This window comes from Novosphingobium sp. CCH12-A3, assembly GCF_001556015.1.
GTDB lineage: Bacteria > Pseudomonadota > Alphaproteobacteria > Sphingomonadales > Sphingomonadaceae > Novosphingobium > Novosphingobium subterraneum.
On record NZ_LSIA01000029.1, the window covers coordinates 13926 to 30429 of the forward strand.

The 16504-nt window shown below is 65.0% G+C and carries 13 protein-coding genes; 5 read left to right on the top strand and 8 right to left on the bottom strand.

Annotation, left to right across the window (positions count from 1 at the left end):
• Positions 1–80: 80 nt before the first annotated feature.
• Together AX703_RS02270 and AX703_RS02275 are read left to right on the top strand one after the other, a co-directional pair.
• Positions 81–872 carry a histidine phosphatase family protein gene (locus tag AX703_RS02270; protein ID WP_062342359.1) on the top strand — a complete coding sequence of 264 codons (792 nt, stop codon included), beginning with the start codon at positions 81–83 and terminating at the stop codon, positions 870–872.
• Entirely contained in the window at positions 865–1746 is an 882-nt protein-coding gene (locus AX703_RS02275) for an NAD(P)H-hydrate dehydratase (RefSeq protein ID WP_062342361.1), read from the top strand. Before AX703_RS02270 ends, AX703_RS02275 begins: the two co-directional genes overlap by 8 nt.
• On the opposite strand, the gene AX703_RS02280 is transcribed toward AX703_RS02275, so the two are convergent.
• Genes AX703_RS02280 through AX703_RS02300 form a run of 5 tightly spaced genes read right to left on the bottom strand, consistent with a single transcriptional unit; the run spans position 1715 to position 6770 of the window.
• Positions 1715–2101 (bottom strand): ferredoxin, encoded by a 387-nt coding sequence (locus tag AX703_RS02280; RefSeq protein WP_039333092.1) that lies wholly within the window; start codon positions 2099–2101, stop codon positions 1715–1717. The two genes, AX703_RS02275 and AX703_RS02280, sit on opposite strands and share 32 nt — an antisense overlap.
• The gene (locus tag AX703_RS02285; RefSeq protein ID WP_062342363.1) at positions 2098–4206 is read right to left on the bottom strand and encodes a S9 family peptidase; all 2109 of its coding nucleotides are present in this window, start codon (positions 4204–4206) and stop codon (positions 2098–2100) included. Before AX703_RS02285 ends, AX703_RS02280 begins: the two co-directional genes overlap by 4 nt.
• A gap of 58 nt (positions 4207–4264) precedes the next feature.
• A complete protein-coding gene (locus AX703_RS02290) occupies positions 4265–4675 on the bottom strand; it encodes a DUF2497 domain-containing protein (RefSeq protein ID WP_039333087.1) in 411 nt (136 codons plus the stop codon).
• A 41-nt stretch (positions 4676–4716) separates the two neighbouring features.
• Positions 4717–6171, bottom strand: a complete 1455-nt coding sequence (locus AX703_RS02295) for a TolC family outer membrane protein (RefSeq protein ID WP_062342365.1) — start codon at positions 6169–6171, stop codon at positions 4717–4719.
• 5 nt (positions 6172–6176) lie between these two features.
• The gene (locus AX703_RS02300; protein ID WP_062342367.1) at positions 6177–6770 is read right to left on the bottom strand and encodes a protein-L-isoaspartate O-methyltransferase; all 594 of its coding nucleotides are present in this window, start codon (positions 6768–6770) and stop codon (positions 6177–6179) included.
• A gap of 165 nt (positions 6771–6935) precedes the next feature.
• Here AX703_RS02300 and AX703_RS02305 point away from each other — a divergent pair, with 165 nt between their 5' ends.
• The 3 genes from AX703_RS02305 (at position 6936) to AX703_RS02315 (ending at position 11319) form a co-directional block, all read left to right on the top strand.
• Positions 6936–8459, top strand: a complete 1524-nt coding sequence (locus AX703_RS02305; protein ID WP_369820979.1) for a fumarate hydratase — start codon at positions 6936–6938, stop codon at positions 8457–8459.
• Positions 8460–8677: 218 nt separating this feature from the next.
• Positions 8678–10573 carry a histidine kinase gene (locus AX703_RS28785; RefSeq protein ID WP_369820980.1) on the top strand — a complete coding sequence of 632 codons (1896 nt, stop codon included), beginning with the start codon at positions 8678–8680 and terminating at the stop codon, positions 10571–10573.
• Between the two features lie 56 nt (positions 10574–10629).
• Entirely contained in the window at positions 10630–11319 is a 690-nt protein-coding gene (locus tag AX703_RS02315; RefSeq protein WP_230487868.1) for a LytTR family DNA-binding domain-containing protein, read from the top strand.
• 4 nt (positions 11320–11323) lie between these two features.
• Here the strand turns inward: AX703_RS02315 and AX703_RS02320 are convergent, their stop codons facing one another.
• From AX703_RS02320 to AX703_RS02330, 3 genes are all read right to left on the bottom strand, one after another.
• Entirely contained in the window at positions 11324–13141 is a 1818-nt protein-coding gene (locus tag AX703_RS02320; RefSeq protein WP_039333081.1) for a long-chain fatty acid--CoA ligase, read from the bottom strand.
• A gap of 138 nt (positions 13142–13279) precedes the next feature.
• Positions 13280–15046, bottom strand: a complete 1767-nt coding sequence (gene ggt, locus AX703_RS02325) for a gamma-glutamyltransferase (RefSeq protein WP_039333078.1) — start codon at positions 15044–15046, stop codon at positions 13280–13282.
• A 9-nt stretch (positions 15047–15055) separates the two neighbouring features.
• The gene (locus AX703_RS02330) at positions 15056–16105 is read right to left on the bottom strand and encodes a quinone-dependent dihydroorotate dehydrogenase (protein WP_039333077.1); all 1050 of its coding nucleotides are present in this window, start codon (positions 16103–16105) and stop codon (positions 15056–15058) included.
• Between the last annotated feature and the right edge of the window lie 399 nt (positions 16106–16504).

Genomic DNA, 16504 nt, shown 5'->3' on the forward strand with positions numbered 1-16504 from the left:
AATGAGTCGGTTGATCGCTCAATCCTTCAAGGGCAGCGAATGTTCCGGAACCAACCTGTGTGCCTCGCGCTTGGCTTTTCATGACTGGACTTCGCACGCTGCCGCAACCGCACGAACGCTGGCCCGAGGTGCTGTGGCTGATCCGTCACGGCCAGAGCGCAGGCAACGTCGCGCGCGATGCCGCGGACGCTGCGGGCGACCTGCGCATTGCGCTCGACCATCGCGATGTCGATGTGCCGCTTTCCGCGCTCGGCTGCGAACAAGCCCGCGCCCTCGGGCACTGGTTCGCCAGTGGGGAAGAAGGTGCGCGGCCGGAGGTCATCCTGGCCAGCCCCTATGTCCGCGCCGTGCAAACGGCGGAGGTCTTTCGCGAGGCAGGGGGCTGTGATCCAGACTTGCGCATCTGCATCGACGAACGCCTGCGGGAAAAGGAGTTCGGCATCCTCGACGGGCTGACGACGCTTGGCATCCACCATTACCAGCCAGATCAGGCCGAGTTCCGCCGCGTGCTGGGCAAGTTCTACCACCGCCCTCCCGGGGGCGAGAGCTGGGTCGACGTGATCTTCCGCCTGCGCGCGCTGCTCGACACGGTCTCGCTGCACTACGCCGGCAAGCGCGTGATGATCGTCGCGCATCAGGTTGTCGTGCTGTGCATGCGCTACATCGTCGAGCATCTCTCCGAAGCGGAGATCCTTGCCATCGACAAGGCCGGCGACATCGCCAACTGTGCGATCACGCAATACCGGCTTGACCGTTCCGGCAGGGGCGACGGCGAACTCGTGCTCGATCATTACAATATGGTCGCGCCGATGGTCCGCGAAGGTACTGAACCGACCCGCGAGCCCGACCGCATGGTGGCGGCCCGTGGCTGAAGCGCGAACTCTCGACGGCGCGTGGTTGCGCCAGCATCCGTTGCCGCAGCCGCACGAGGAAAGCGACAAGAACGCGCGCGGTCGCGTGCTCGTTGTCGGCGGTTGCACCATGGTTCCGGGCGGGGTGCGCCTCACCGCCGAGGCCGCCCTGCGCGCTGGTGCGGGCAAGGTGCGCATCGCGACAGTCGAATCGACCGCGATAATGATCGGCATAGTGATGCCGGAAGTGGCCGTCCTGCCGCTGGCACCCGATCCCAAGGGCGAGATCGACGCCACCCGCACGAGTTTGGAACGAGAAGTGGACAAGAGCGATTGCCTGGTTCTAGGCCCCGCGATGAGCTGTGCGGAACAGGCCTCGGCGTTGGTCGGCAGGCTGATGCAGGCCGTGGATGAAACGCCACTGGTGCTCGACGCCGCAGCGCTCATGGCGATCTGCGATCATGCAGGGCGCTTGCGCGAGCGACGCTTACCGGCTGTCCTGACCCCCCACATCGGCGAGATTGCCGCGCTGCTCGGCGATGATGCCGACGCGATCGAGCAGGACCGCGCCGCCGCCGTGCGCCGTTGTGCCGAACGCTTCGGGTCCGTCGTCGTCCTGAAAGGTGCAGTCAGTCTGGTTGCGGCTCCTACAGGCGAGCTGTTCAGCTATAGCGGCGGCAACGTCGGATTGGCCACTGGCGGATCGGGCGACGTCATGGCGGGAATTGCCGCAGCCCTGCTGGCACGCGGAGCAGCGCCGCTTCAGGCAGCCTTGTGGTCCGTCTGGCTGCATGGCGAGGCCGGGCGCCGTTGTGCCGAAGCGATCGGCCCGCTGGGCTACCTTGCCAGTGAGCTTCTCGGCTTCATTCCGCGGGTGATGGAACGGGCTGCCTGAGCCGGTAGTCCTCGACCGGAACGCCGCCGATCACATGCTCCTGGATGATCCGCTCCAGCACGGGCGGGGTGCAGGAATGGTACCAGACATTGTCCGGGTAGACGACTGCGACCGGCCCGACCATGCACACCCGCAGACAGCCGACCTTGTTGCGCAGCACCCCTTGCGCCCCGCCGAGCTTCAGCTCGCCAAGGCGCTTCTTGAGGTAGTTCCACGCCTCGTCCCCTACGTCGCGCGGGGCGCACTTGTCCTTTTCCGGCCCGGCGCAGAGCAGGATGTGGCGCTGCGGATTGAACCCGCCGAGCTTTTCCAGGGCTATTTCAGCCAGAGCAATTTCAGCGGAATCGGGCGTCATTCGGCCTTGCCGTCCTTTTTCAACCAGCGGTTGAGCCAGTTGAACGAGGTCTGGTGCCACTGCAAAGAGTTCTTGGGCTTGAGCACCCAGTGGTTCTCGTCCGGGAAGACCAGCAGTTCGGAAGGGACGCCGCGACGCTGCAGCGCCGTAAATGCGGCCAGGCCTTGCGTATAGGGAATGCGGAAGTCCTTCTCGCCCGTGATCACCAGCATCGGCGTCTTCCACTTGACGACGTGGTTGACCGGGTTCCACTTCTCGAACTCTTGCGGAGCCTCGTAATAGGGGTGCCCGCCGTGCTCCCACTCGTCGAACCACAGCTCTTCGGTCTCGTAGGCCATGGCGCGGGCATCGAACACACCGTCATGCTGCACGAGGCACTTGAAGCGGTCCGGCCATACGCCGGCGATCCAGTTCATCATATAGCCGCCATAGGAAGCACCTGCCGCGCACGCATTGTTGCCGTCGATCTGCCCATCGAGCGCGATCGCAGCGGCAAAGCCCTTCTGCAGGTCTTCCAGTGGCTTGCCGCCCCACTGGCGGTTGATGGCGTCGGTAAAGGCCTGGCCATATCCGGTGGAACCGTGGAAATCGACCGAGACGATGGCGTAACCCTGGCTCGCCCAGACGCGCGGATTCCAGCGGTTGGACCAGCTATCGTTGTACGACCCCTGCGGCCCGCCGTGGACGAACAGGACCGACGGCATCCTGCCCTTGATCCAGCTCGGCTTGGTGATCTGGCCCCAGACCGTATCGCCATCCGCGCCCTTGAAGCTGAACCGCTGCGTGACGACCGGCGCGCGCTGGGCCAGCGCCGAAGTGGCAACGTCGGTCAGCCGCATTCCGGCCTTGCCCGGCTTGCCGATAAACAGTTCGGCCGGAGCATCGATCGAATCGCGGGTATAGACCAGGCGGCCGTCCTTGAGGGGCACGACATTGCCGATGTGCCCTTCGCGGCCAGGGTTGAGGACGAGGCGGGTGACCTTGCCGTTTAGCGGATCGATGCGGAACGCGGGCGTATCAAGGACATCCTCTGCCGTCGCGATGAGGGCCTTGCTGTCCGGCGTCCACGTCAGCGAGGCGACCGAGCGATCCCAGCCGCCGGTCAGTTCGCGTTTCTCGCCGGTCTGCAGGTTGATGAGGTGGACGACCAGACGGTCCGCCTCGTAACCGGGGCGCGCCATTGCGGCATAGGCCAGCCACTTGCCATCGGGCGAGGGGGCGGGGGTGTTGTCGGTGGCCTTGTTGGCTTCCGTGAGGTTCTTGGGGGCCGTGCCGTCCAGGCTGGATTGCCAGATGTCGAGATTGGTCGAAGTCGGCTCGTTGCGGTCTGCCTGCCGCGCGACGAAGAACAGCGATTGCGAATCCGCGGCCCAGGCGACGTCTTCGCCGCCGCCGAAGGGCTTGCCCGGGCTGTCGCCGGTGAGCGTCCCGACGGGGCCATCGGCAGCCTTGCCATCGCCGACGACCTTGCCATCGGCGTCGAGATCGAAGGCAAAGACCCGGCTGTAGTTGCCGGGCGTTTCCCACGCGTCCCAGTGGCGCACGAAGCCCGCACCGTCCTTGTAATGACGGCCTGTGCCAGGTCCTGGGAGGGCGGTGTTGCCGTCGCTGTCGCAGCCGAAGGTCGGGCAATCGCGTGCGATATCGCCCCACACGGCGACGCGTTTGCCATCGGGAGACAATTCGAACCCGGATACCTCTGCCTTGAAGGCAGTGACCTGGGTCGTCACGCCCGAGGCGACGTCCACTTTCCAGACCTGCGTCGTCTCGGCTTCACCGACCTTGCGGTCTGAAAGGTAGTAGAGGGCGCCGTCGGCGGCGAAGGCAGGATCGCTGGCGCTGCCGCCGGTGTCGACGCGGCGCGGCTGGCCCCTGCCGTCGGCACTGCGCACCCACAATGTCGGCGTGCGTTTGTAACTGCCCGGATCGGTGGTGGTGACGATATAGGCCACTGTCTTGCCGTCGGGCGAAACCGCCGTGCCGCCAAGGCGGCTGAGCGTGACCAGATCCTGCGGGGAGAACGGCGCCCCCTGCTGGGCGGAAGCGGGTGCGGCATAGACGACAGCAAGCGGAGCGACCGCCAGCAACAGCGAGTTGGTTTTCATGGAAACCGGATTAGCGCCGTAAGCCTACGGCGCAAACCGCAAAATCAGCCGCGCCTGATTACCCGCGCTTACCCGCGATGCGCGCGATTTCAGCCGCGACCATCTTTTCGACCATGGCGGGCAGGTTCCTGTCGAGCCATTCGGCCAGCATCGGCTTGAGCAGTTCGCGCACCAGCCCTTCGAGCGAGGTCTCGCCCGAGCGCACGATCTGTGGCGCAACACCCGGCTGCGCCAGCATCGAAAGCGCCGCCAGCGATTCGCGCATCGAGGCGGCTGCCGCGTCGGCGATCAGGCCGCCCGCAGGCTCGGCCTCGTCCTCCTCGGCAGGGTCGGTCAGTTCGAGCACGTCCGGGCGCGGGGCGGGCTTGGGCTGCAGGCGCGCCTGCGCCTCGGCCTTGTTGTCGCGCGCGATCACTTTCTTGATCGATTCGAGGATTTCCTCGACGGACGGTTCACCGGCCTGACGCATCGCAACTTTTACCCCCAAATGCCCCTGCTGCACCGATTCTCTCAAGGAAGCGGCGTTTGCGGAATTGTCGCATCCTGCGCGGGCGTGTCAACGGTGCGCGTCGACACCGCCGCAGGCTTGGGATCGCGGTCCCAGTCCCAGAAGCGCCCCTTCACGCGGTCATAGTTGATCTGCGGATCATACAGCGCGCCGCCATCGAGGCCGAGGTCATTGGCATCGGCCTTGCCCATTGCCGACAGCAGGTTGAACCCGGCGACATAGGCATTGCGCCGCGCGGCCACGAGTTGCACCTGCGCGCGCAGCAGTTCCTGCTCGGCATCGAGGATGTTGAGGATAGTGCGATTGCCGACGGTGTTCTCGGCACGGACGCCCTCGAGGCTCAGCGCCGCAGCATCGACTGCGGTCTGGTTCATCGCGATGATCTCGTTGGCGGCAAGCCAGGAAGCGTAGGCCGAGCGAACGGTGGCGATGACCTCGCGCTCGACGCCGATTTCCTGCTCGAGCGTGGCAGTTTCACGCGCCTGCGCCTGACGGGTCTGCGCGGCAGGTCCGCCGCCCTGATAGAGCGGAATCGAGACGCTGACACCGGCCTGGGCGGTGGTGTTCGCCTGCTGCAAGGTCTGGCTCGAACCCTGGAAAGTCCCCTTGAAGGCCTGACGGCTGCCGTTCGTGGAGAGCGATACCGTGGGCAGCTTTGCCGCGTCGGCAACCTTCACGTCAAAGGCAGCGGCCTTGCTCCGCTCGCGCGCGGCCATGAGATCGGGATTGTTTTCGAGTGCGAAGTCGACGGCATCATCCGGATTGGCAGGAAGGCCGGGCAGCGGCGGCGGAGGCTGCAGATCGGTTGGCGCCTTGCCGACAACCTGAATATACCGCTCACGGCTGGCGATCAGGTTGGCCTGTGCGGTGCGCAGATCGCCACGGGCGAGAGCGAGGCGCGAGTTGGACTGGGCAACGTCCGTGCGGGTCACGTCGCCGATCTCGAAGCGGTCGCTGGTGGCCTTGAGGTTCACTTCCAGAACCTCGACGTTGCTCTTGTTGAGCCCGACGATCGCGGAATCGCGGATCACGTCCATGTAGGCCGCCACGACTTGCGAGAACACGCCCGACTCGGTGGCGCGGAGGTCTTCCTGCCCGGCTTCGACGCGCGTCTTGGCGGCACGGATTGAATTCTTGACCGATCCGCCGGAATAGACTGGCACCCCGAGGCTCAGGTCGACGCTGTTCGACCAGTCCGTGATCAGGAACGAATTGGGGTTGGCGCGCAGCACTTTCGTGTAGCTGGCCTGCCCCTGCAAGCTTGGCAAGCCGCGGGCGCGGGCCAGTGGCACGCCTTCGTCGGTCGCCCGCTGCGTCGCGCGTGCGGCCTGAAGCGTGGGATTGGTGTTGTAGGCGCTGGTCAGCGCCTCGCGCAGGTCATCGGCCAGAGCGGGAGTGACAGCGAGGCTTGCGGCGCTGGCCGCCAGAATGAGGCGTAGCGCCTTGCCGGTGGCCATGGGGCTCAGAAGCTCCACGTCTTCGGTGCGGCAAACTCTGCCAGAACGGCGAAATCGGCCTCGGCAAGCGGGGTGGCGACCACCTTGCCCAAGGCCTTGCGAGCCATGGCGAGGCGGGTGACGCCACGATCCGCGATGCCGGTGACGATCCGGCCATCTTCGGCCAGCAGTCCAGCGAGCGAGTCCGGCAGCACTTCGGCGGCGCCATCGATCAGGATCAGCGAATACGGCCCGCCCTGAGCCGACGCCAGCGATTCGGCGCGGGTCACGCTGTCGGCAAGCTGCGCGGCCAGAGCCGCGAGGTAGCCGTTCGGAGAGATCACGAGGACGTTATCCTCGCGCCCGGTCTGCGCCGCTTCGAGCATCTGGCCGTAAGTCAGCGCCGGGGAGAGCGAGCGACCACCCCCGAGTGGAACCGCCCGGTCGATGTAGGCAACCGCGCGTCGTTCCGCAGGGACGAAGTCCTCGCGCGGCACGGCGTTGAAAGCATTGAGGATTGCCGGCGAATTGACGCCGCTCACGCGAAGCTGGCTATCGATCATCGCACGACGGGCAACCAGCATTTCATCCGCTGCCGGGCGATCTTCAACCACGGTCATTCGAAACCCTCATATTCGCTAGGGGCTTCCACCCGCACCCGGGGAAGCCTGAATGTTGCCAAGTGCCTGTAGATTATCGATCTGCTGTTTCCAAGGGATTTGCTTGTCGCAAATTGCCGCGTAATGCGCCCCACGAAACCAAGGCCTCTGGAGGGAGTCGGCAACATGGCAGAAATGGTCACGATCCGGGAAGCGGACCTTATCGAGAGCGTCGCAGACGCTCTGCAGTACATCAGCTACTTCCACCCGATGGACTACATCCGCGCGCTGGGCGAGGCCTACAAGGCCGAACAGGGCCCGGCGGCCAAGGACGCGATTGCGCAGATCCTCACCAACAGCCGCATGTGCGCCGAGGGCCACCGGCCGATCTGCCAGGATACCGGCATCGTCAACGTCTTCATCGAATGGGGGCAGGACTGCCGCCTCGAATCCGACATGAGCCTGCAAGACGTGGTCGATGAAGGCGTACGCCGCGCCTACAACAACCCCGACAACAAGCTGCGCGCCTCGGTGCTGGCCGACCCTGCCTTCACCCGCCGCAACACCCGCGACAACACGCCCTGCGTACTCCACGTCGAGATGGTCAAGGGCAACAAGGTCACGGTCGACGTCGCGGCCAAAGGCGGCGGCTCGGAAAACAAGTCGAAGTTCAAGATGATGAACCCTAGCGAGAACATCGTCGACTGGGTGATCGAGATGCTGCCGCAGATGGGCGCCGGCTGGTGCCCGCCCGGCATGCTCGGCATCGGCATCGGCGGCACAGCAGAACATTGCGTGCTGCTCGCCAAGAAGGCGCTGATGGAGCCGATCGACATGGCCCAGCTCAAGGAGCGCGGCCCGCAGACCGATATCGAGCGCATGCGCATCGAGATCTTCGACAAGGTCAACGCGCTCGGCATCGGCGCGCAGGGGCTGGGCGGTCTTTCGACGATCCTCGACGTCAAGATCATGGACGCGCCGTGCCATGCTGCGGGCAAGCCGGTGGCGATGATTCCCAACTGCGCCGCCACCCGCCACGCCCACTTCACGCTCGACGGTTCGGGTCCGAGCTATCTTGAACGTCCGAAGCTCGACGAATGGCCCCAGGTCCACTGGGCGCCGGATTCGGCGGCCAAGCGCGTCAATCTTGATACCCTGACCCAGGCCGAAGTCGAAGGCTGGAAGGCGGGCGATCGCCTGCTGCTGAACGGCAAGATGCTGACCGGTCGCGATGCCGCGCACAAGCGCATCAAGGACATGCTGGCCAAGGGTGAGGAACTGCCGGTCGATTTCAAGGGCCGCGTGATCTACTATGTCGGCCCGGTCGATCCGGTGCGCGATGAAGTCGTCGGCCCGGCTGGCCCGACCACTGCCACGCGGATGGACAGCTTCTCGGACACCATGCTCGACCTCGGCCTGCTGGCAAGCGTCGGCAAGGCCGAGCGCGGCCCCGCTGCCACCAAGTCGATCGCCAATCACAAGAGTGCCTATCTGATGGCTGTGGGCGGCGCGGCCTATCTTGTCGCGCGCGCGATCAAGGAAGCTAGGGTGGTCGGGTTCGAGGACCTCGGCATGGAAGCGATCTACGAATTCACCGTCGAGGACATGCCGGTCACCGTTGCGGTCGACAGTTCGGGTGAAAACGTTCACCAGGCCGCACCGCTGGTGTGGAAGAAGAAGATCGCGGACGAAGGCCTGTTGCCTGTTTGAGGGTAGGAAAGCCCATCCGGGCTATCCTTGACGGCACCGGCCCGCCCCCGCCCGGCCACCCGTTCACGGTACTCTCGTGGGTGGCCGGGCGGGGGAGCGGCCCGGTGCCGCAAGCCTTTGACGGATGTCAGAGGCGCACCCGATAAATTCCATGAACGCCTTATGCCGCCCGACCGCCGTTATGGCGTGTCGGGCGGTTCGCGTTTAGGGTCGGCGGGATGACGTCGTCGCAAATCGATCCCGGTATCCCCCGCGTTCCGGCCCGGCAGGTGATCCTGTCGGCCGTGGCGTTGTGGCTGTGCTACTTCCTTCTGATCACGGTCCGCGGGCTGGTGGTGGAGCTGGGTGATTTTACCGATCTGCTCTGGCGCCGTGCGCTGGTAACCTTCGCCGGCATTGTCGTCACGGTTGCCTGCTGGCCACTGCTCCGCCGCTTCGATGCGCGCCCCCTTGCCACGCGCGTTGCCGCAGCCCTGGTCATCATGCTGCCTGCAGCACTCGCTCTGGCAGCGGTAAACCAGTGGGCCTTTGCTCCGGTCGAGAAGCGCATGATCGAGCGGATCAGCACCACTCCGGGGCAGCAGGAAAACGGTGAGGCGACGACGACGACCCAGACCACCGTGACCACCGGCCAAGGCAAGCCCGGGGTGAAGATCCGCCACGACATGGCCGGCAACGTCCTGGTCGACGTGCTTGACGAAGGGTTCATCCCTCCGGCGCCACCCGAGCCCGACTTGCCGGAACCGCCGCCCCAACCGGAGATCCCCCCCGCTCCCAAGGCCGCTCCGTCGATGGAGCCCTTGCTCAGCGCTGAGGACATTGCCGAGCTGCGCAAGGTCGGCGACGAAGCGACGATCCAGGCGCTCAAGAACTTCGGCATCAAGCAGGACGCCGATGGCAGCATGGTCATTTCCCAGCCCGGCCTGTTTGTCCGCCAATATGCCGATGGACGCTCGGAAGTGCGAACCGGGGGCAAGGTCTACACCGTCGACGAGGACGGTGAGGTCGAGAGCATCAGCAACGCAGCAGAACCGCCGGCCTCGGCAGCTTCGGCGGCGCCCCCGGCACCACCAGTCCCGCCGATGCTGTCCGCCGCGGAAAGGGAGAAAATCCGCGAAACGGCCCGCCGCGAGGCTGACAAGGCTCTCAGGAGGGCGCAAGCGGCACGAAAGCTGGCGCTGGAGAAGGCACAGGCCGTGCGGGCACGTGAGGTCGCCACAGCCCGGACAGCTGCTGAGCAGCGGAAAGCGGAATCAGCCAGGGCAGGGGATGAAAAGGTGGCAAACGCGCCGCAGCCAAGCCCGTCCGAGACTGTTACTGAAGACCTGCGCGGTCCCGATCATGTCACCATCATTCGCCAGACGGTGGAGAATGAAGGGCTCTGGCGTCAGCTGACCGATGTGGCGCTTGGCCGCTACTTCCTGCTGATTGCCTGGGCTGCGCTCTATCTTGCGCTCGGCAATGGCGAACAGCTGCGCGCGGCGGAGTATCGCGAAGGGCAATATGCGCGGGCTGCGAAAGCTGCCGAGCTGCGGTCGCTGCGTTATCAGGTGAACCCGCACTTCCTGTTCAACACGTTGAATTCCCTGTCGGCTTTGGTCATGGTCGGGCGAACCGAACAGGCCGAGCGGATGATCCAGTCAATCTCGCGTTTCTATCGCCACAGCCTTGCCGGCGACCCCACGGCAGACATGCCACTGGAAGACGAGATCGCCTTGCAGCGCCATTACCTCGACATCGAAGCGGTGCGCTTTCCAGAGCGTTTGCGCTGCGAGTTCGACATTCCGGACGATCTGATGACCGCCTGCGTACCGGGCATGATCCTGCAGCCGCTGGTCGAAAATTCGATCAAGTATGCTGTCTCGACCACCATCCGACCAGTGACCATCCGCATCACCGCCCGCGAGGCCGGGGGCTTTCTCATCCTGACGGTGGCGGATGACGGACCTGGTGAGGGCTTTGCCAATGGTGGTACCGGCATCGGCATCGCCAATGTCAGAAGCCGGCTTGCTGCCCGTTTCGGTGAGGATGGAGCCGGCGTGGAAAGCGGGCCGCTTCCCGCTGGCGGTTATGCAACGGTGCTGACCATGCCGGTCGTCCGGAACGAGTGCTGAGGGGACTTGAGTTGCGCACGCTGATTGTTGACGACGAACCGCTGGCTGTCGAGCGGATGCAGATCCTGTGCGCGCGTATACCGGCGTTGCAGGTGGTGGGGACGGCCAGCGATGGCGCTGCAGCCCTGCGCCTGATCGAAGCGCTCAATCCCGATCTCGTCCTGCTCGACATGACCATGCCCGAGGTCGATGGGCTCGGCGTGGCGAGGGCGCTGGCGGGACTGGCCAACCGGCCTGCGGTCGTGTTCGTAACGGCGCATGACGATTTTGCGGTCGAGGCATTTGATTGCGATGCCGTGGACTACGTGCTCAAACCTGTCGCGCAGGAGCGGCTGGAGCGGGCGGTAGAGCGCGCGCAGACGCGCCGCAGCACGTCGGCCGAAGCGACTCAGGCACCGGAAAAGACGCCGAGCGAGTGGATCGAGGAGTTCTGGGTGCCGCACCGCTCCGAACTGATCCGCGTCGCCGCGTCGGACCTCGAACGGATCGATGCCGAGCGTGACTATGTCCGGCTCCACGCGGGACAGCGCAGTTACATGATGCTTCATACCATTGCGGGGCTCGAAGCGCGCCTCGATCCCGATCGGTTCATCCGCCTGCACCGTTCGACCATCGTTCGGCGCGACCGTATCGCCGGGCTCAAGCACGATGGCCTTGGCGTGTGGTCCGCCGAACTGGTCGATGGCTCGGTCCAGCGGATTGGCCGCACCTATCTCGCGCGGGTCAAGGCCATGGCGGGGCGCTAAGCGGCTAGCTCTTGTAAAGCGCGTCCACCCGCGCGCCGTAGCGCTCCCGGATCTTGTGGCGGCGGATCTTGAGGCTCGGCGTCATCTCGCCATTGTCGATGCTGAAGGCCTCGTCGGCAAAGGTGAACTGGCGGACCTTCTCGATCACCGACAGGTCCTTGTTCACCCGGTCCACCGCCGCGCGGATCGCATTCCTGAACGCTGGCAGGTCCTGCAATTCCTTGAAGTCGAAATGTTCGCCCTGCGCGCGGGACCACTCCAGCGCCCATTCCGGATCGGGCACGACCAGGCCGACGATGTAGGGCCGCTTGTCGCCAGAAACCATCGCCTGCGCGATCTCCGGCTGCAGCGTCAACATGCCCTCGATCTTTTGCGGAGAGACGTTGTCGCCCTTGTCGTTGACAATCATGTCCTTCTTGCGGTCGGTGATGACGATGCGGCCCTTATCGTCGAGATGGCCGATATCACCGGTGTGCAGCCAGCCCGCATTGGGGCCTTCGGGCGGTATCGCGCGCGCGGTCTCGGCATCGTTGTGCCAGTAGCCGTGCATGACAAGCTCGCCCTTGACGAGGATCTCGCCGTCTTCGGCGATCTTCACCTCGACGCCCTTCATCGGCGGGCCGACGGTGTCCATCTTCAGGCCGACCTTTGGCCGATTGCACGAGATCACCGGCCCCGCTTCGGTCTGGCCGTAGCCCTGCAGCATGGTCAGCCCCATGGCATCGAAAAACACGCCGACGTCAGGGTTGAGCGGCGCGCCGCCCGAAACCATCGCCTTCATCCGCCCGCCAAAGCGCGCGCGGATCTTCGGGCGCAGGGTTCGCTCCAGGATCAGGTTCATCGGAGCATCGATGATCCGCCCTTTGCCGGCCGCCTTGCGTCCGCCGATGGAAAGGGCGCGGTCCATCAGGTAGTTCGCCACCTTCCCCTGCTTCTCCACCTGCTTCATGATCCGCGTGCGCAGCACTTCGAACAGGCGCGGCACCACCACCATTATCGTCGGGCGAACTTCCTCGATGTTCGAGGCGAGCTTTTCGAGGCCTTCGGAATAGTAGATCTGGGCACCCATGCCGATCGGCAGGTACTGGCCGCCGGTATGCTCGTAGGCGTGGCTCAGCGGCAGGAACGAGAGAAACACTTCCTCCCCCCAACCGAAATCGTTGGCGAGAATCTCCGCCGCACCCTCGACATTGCACAGGATCGAACCGTGATGCAGGCGCACGCCGCGCGGGGAACCACCGGTGCCGCTGGTGTAGATGATGCAGGCCAGGTCATCGCGGCCCATGGTCCTGAGCCGCTCGTCCACGGCCGCCCGCGCCGCTGTTCCATCGCCGCTGGTCATCGACTGCCACTCGTGGAATGCCAGTTTGCCGGCCTGCATCTGGCGTAGCGGTTCCATCCCGATCACATGCTCGACGCAAGGCGCGGAAAGAGCCGCCGGCAACAGCGGCTGCGAAAGCTTCGCGGTCGAGACAATCACGGCCCGCGCACCGGAATTCTCGAGGATGTGCAGGTGATCACGCTCGGTATTGGTGATGTAGGTCGGCACGGTGACAAGGCCTGCCGCCATGATCGCATGATCGGCGATGCACCATTCCGGGCGGTTCTCCGATACCAGCGCCACCCGATCGCCCGGATTGAGCCCGAGCCCGCGCAGCGCCTCCGCCAGGACACAGACCTGCCGCGTCGCTTCAGTCCAACTCAGCGAGTTCCAATTGCCCTTGCTCTTGGCCCACAGAAACGGACCGTCCCCGCGCTTTGCCGCACGGTCGAGGAACATCGAAACGAGATTGGGAAACCCTGCGAAATCGGAAAGCAGCACGTCTTGACCCTCGCCCCTTCTGGCATGGCGGAGCAATCACCGCCTGCCGGTTAACGGGAACCTAGTGGCCTCGTTCCGTCACGGCAACCGCGCACGCCAGTCTGTTCCCCAATGGTCACGAACGCCGCATCAAGCCGCTCAAGGGGCGACGGCCGCGCCCTCGCTGCGGGGATCAGCTGCGCCCCGCCAACGGTCGCCAACGCGCTCTATGGCATTGGCCTTGAAAGACGGTGGCCGCGCCAGAACTTGCGCATGGCCAAGCTGCTGCAAGGTCGGGATCATCGCTTCAAGGCTCGTGCCCTTCTCGACGAAGACCATGTCGCCGCCCGGCGCAAAGATCACCGGCAGCGCAATCGCGTCGCGGGCCGAGAGGTTCCAGTCGAGCACGCCAATGATCGCCTTGGCCACTTGCGCGGGGATCGTCACGCCACCGGCCGCGCCGATGGCAAGGCGCAATTTGCCGTCCGGCCCATAGATCAGCGTCGGCGACATCGAACTGCGCGGTCGCTTTCCCGCCTCAATGCGATTGGCGGTCGGCTTGCCGTCCTTGTCCGGCACGATGTTGAAATCGGTCAGCTCGTTGTTGAGATAATAGCCGCCCACCATCAGACCCGACCCGAACGGACCTTCGATGGTCGATGTATAGCTTGCGGCATTGCCCCAGCGATCGACCGCCACGAAGTGCGTCGTGCCGTTCTCTTCCTGCGGATCGGCCTTGGCGAAGGCCAACCTGGCTCCCGGCGGGGTGCCCGGCGTCACGAGTCCGAGCGATGTGGTTTCGGAAATCAGGGCCGAGCGCGAGGCGAGATAGGCAGGATCGGTCAGCCCTGAGACCGGGACCGAAACGAAATCGCTGTCGGCCAGATACTGGTCGCGGTCAGCATAGGCGAGGCGCTGCGACTCCGCGATCAGGTGCCATGAAACCGGGTTGGCTGGCCCGAGCGCCTTCATGTCGAAGCGTTCGAGCTGCTTCAGGATGGCGAAAACGGTGGTCGCGCCCGAGGAAGGCGGCCCCATTCCGCAGATGCGCCAGACGCGATACTGGCCGCAGACAGGCGGCCGGGCGATGGCCCTGTATCCAGCGATGTCGGCTGTCGTCATCGGTGATGGATTGCGCGGCGCCGTGCCCACCTTGGACGCAATCAGGGTGGCGTTCTCGCCTGCATAGAAGCTGTCGGCACCGCGTGCTGCAACCGTTTCGAGTGTGGCGGCCAGCGCAGGGTTGCGCACAAGTGTGCCGACCGCGAGCGGCTGCCCGTCCGAGCCATAGTACAAGGCACTTGCCTCCGGATCGAGCGCGCCGGTGCGGCTGGCCGCAGCCAGGATGGTCCGCAGGCGCGGCGTGATCTCAAACCCTTCGCGGGCCAGGCGGATCGCCGGCTGGAACAGTGTTCGCCACGACAGCCTGCCTTTGCCGTTATGCGCCAGCGCGGCGAGTCGCAAGTTCCCCGGCACGCCGACGCTGCGACCACCCGGTATTGCGTCGCGGTAAGCCAGCGGCTTGCCATCGGCATAGAACCACTGAGGAGTCGCCGCCTTCGGAGCCGTTTCGCGGCCATCGATCGTCTCGACCTGCCCTGCAGCATCGCCCAGCACGAGGAAGCCGCCGCCACCGATGCCGGAACTCTGCGGTTCTACCACGGTCAGCGCCAGCATGGTGGCTATGGCAGCGTCGGTTGCGCTGCCACCAAGGCGGAGCATCTGCACGCCAGCTTCGGCAGCGCGCGGATCTGCAGCGGACACGAGGCCCGCGCTGTCCACCGGGATACCATCTGCCGCAGCCGCCAGCGGCGCCGTTCGAGGTGGAGCAACTGTCGCGCTGGGTGGCGGAACGCAGCCGCTGACGAGCAATGCAGCGAGCGGCGTGGCCAAGCTGGCGGATTTAAGGAGGCGGGGGACTGACATGCCCCCTTGCTATTCGGTGCCGACCGCCTCGGCAATGGACGTCATGCCGGCTTCGCGGACCTTCCGTTCAAGTCCTGCGACCAGGCGCCTGGCAAGACCGGGGCCCTCGAAGACCATTGCGCTGTAGATCTGGATCAGGCTGGCACCGGCCCGGATGCGGGCCCAGGCATCATCAACCGTTGCAATACCGCCCACGCCGATCAGGGGAATCGCGCCGCCACTTGCCTTGCGGAAATCGCGCAGACGCTGCAGCGCAAGTTCGCGCAGCGGTTCGCCCGAGAGGCCGCCAGCTTCCCCGGCATGGGCCGAGCGCAAAGCCGGCCGGGTAATCGTGGTATTCGAAACGATCAATGCGGCGAGCCGCTTTTCAAGAGCGATGCGGCAGATCGCATCGATGTCCGACGGTTCGAGATCGGGTGCAAGCTTCAGGAAGATCGGCACGTTCATGTTGCCGCGAGCCTCGATCACGCCGTCGAGCAGAGCCGAAAGGGCACCTTCATCCTGCAGCGCCCGAAGGCCCGGCGTGTTGGGCGACGAGATGTTGACGGTGAGATACGATGCCAGCGGGGCCATCAGCCGGGTCATCTGAGCATAGTCGGCAATGCGGTCGGCCGAATCCTTGTTTGCGCCGATGTTCACGCCAACGATGCCCGGCAGTCCGTGCTTGCCCGTCTCACGGCGTCGGATCAGGCGGTTGGTCACGGCCTGCGCGCCTTCGTTGTTGAAGCCCATCCGATTGATCACGGCCCGATCTTCGATCAGGCGGAACAGCCGCGGCTTGGGATTGCCTTCCTGCGGCAGGGGCGTGACCGTGCCCACTTCGACAAAGCCGAACCCCAGCCCGAGCATGGCGTCGGGCACTTCGGCGTTCTTGTCGAACCCCGGGGCCATGCCCAGCGGGTTGGGGAAGGCGATGCCGGCGATGCGCTGGGCGAGATTGGGCGTGGGGGCCAGTCTGCCCGAAGGCGGATTGATCGCGAGTGCGCGGATGGTCAGGCGATGCGCAGGTTCGGCAGGGATCCGGAAAATCAGGGGGCGCAGCAGCGAATATGGCGTCACGGGCAAACGGTTCCGGGTTCTGCGAATGGTGAAGGTCGAATCGGGGGCAATTCCGATGCGCCATGCCGCCGGACCACCCCGGCGAGTCTTTGCGACGTTATCTTCTGTCGGCCAAGCCTGTTCTTCTCGAATCTGACAGCAATTGTAATTGATTGCGCTTGGTATGTTGCGCATTTGCCACCGGAATTGTCGAATCCATACAATTCTCTGCAAGGGCTTCTGCTTAGTAAGGCGCTGCGACCCGAAGGGCTCGGTGCAGTTATGCAACGAGTTCTCGACTTTGAGGCGGCCGATGACCCATTGGGCTCGGCCGCCCTTTTTTTGCCGCCCATTTTTTTCCGCTCTCTTTTTGGACGAGCGCCCGCTTGTGCAGGGAAGGCACCGCGCCTAGATAACCGG

Coding starts and splice junctions, on each gene's coding strand:
- AX703_RS02285 (WP_062342363.1), bottom strand. CDS start 4,206: ATGAAAACCAACTCGCTGTTGCTGGCGGTCGCTCCGCTTGCTGTCGTC.
- AX703_RS28785 (WP_369820980.1), top strand. CDS start 8,678: ATGACGTCGTCGCAAATCGATCCCGGTATCCCCCGCGTTCCGGCCCGG.
- AX703_RS02305 (WP_369820979.1), top strand. CDS start 6,936: ATGGCAGAAATGGTCACGATCCGGGAAGCGGACCTTATCGAGAGCGTC.
- AX703_RS02270 (WP_062342359.1), top strand. CDS start 81: ATGACTGGACTTCGCACGCTGCCGCAACCGCACGAACGCTGGCCCGAG.
- AX703_RS02280 (WP_039333092.1), bottom strand. CDS start 2,101: ATGACGCCCGATTCCGCTGAAATTGCTCTGGCTGAAATAGCCCTGGAA.
- AX703_RS02300 (WP_062342367.1), bottom strand. CDS start 6,770: ATGACCGTGGTTGAAGATCGCCCGGCAGCGGATGAAATGCTGGTTGCC.
- ggt (WP_039333078.1), bottom strand. CDS start 15,046: ATGTCAGTCCCCCGCCTCCTTAAATCCGCCAGCTTGGCCACGCCGCTC.
- AX703_RS02295 (WP_062342365.1), bottom strand. CDS start 6,171: ATGGCCACCGGCAAGGCGCTACGCCTCATTCTGGCGGCCAGCGCCGCA.
- AX703_RS02315 (WP_230487868.1), top strand. CDS start 10,630: ATGCAGATCCTGTGCGCGCGTATACCGGCGTTGCAGGTGGTGGGGACG.
- AX703_RS02290 (WP_039333087.1), bottom strand. CDS start 4,675: ATGCGTCAGGCCGGTGAACCGTCCGTCGAGGAAATCCTCGAATCGATC.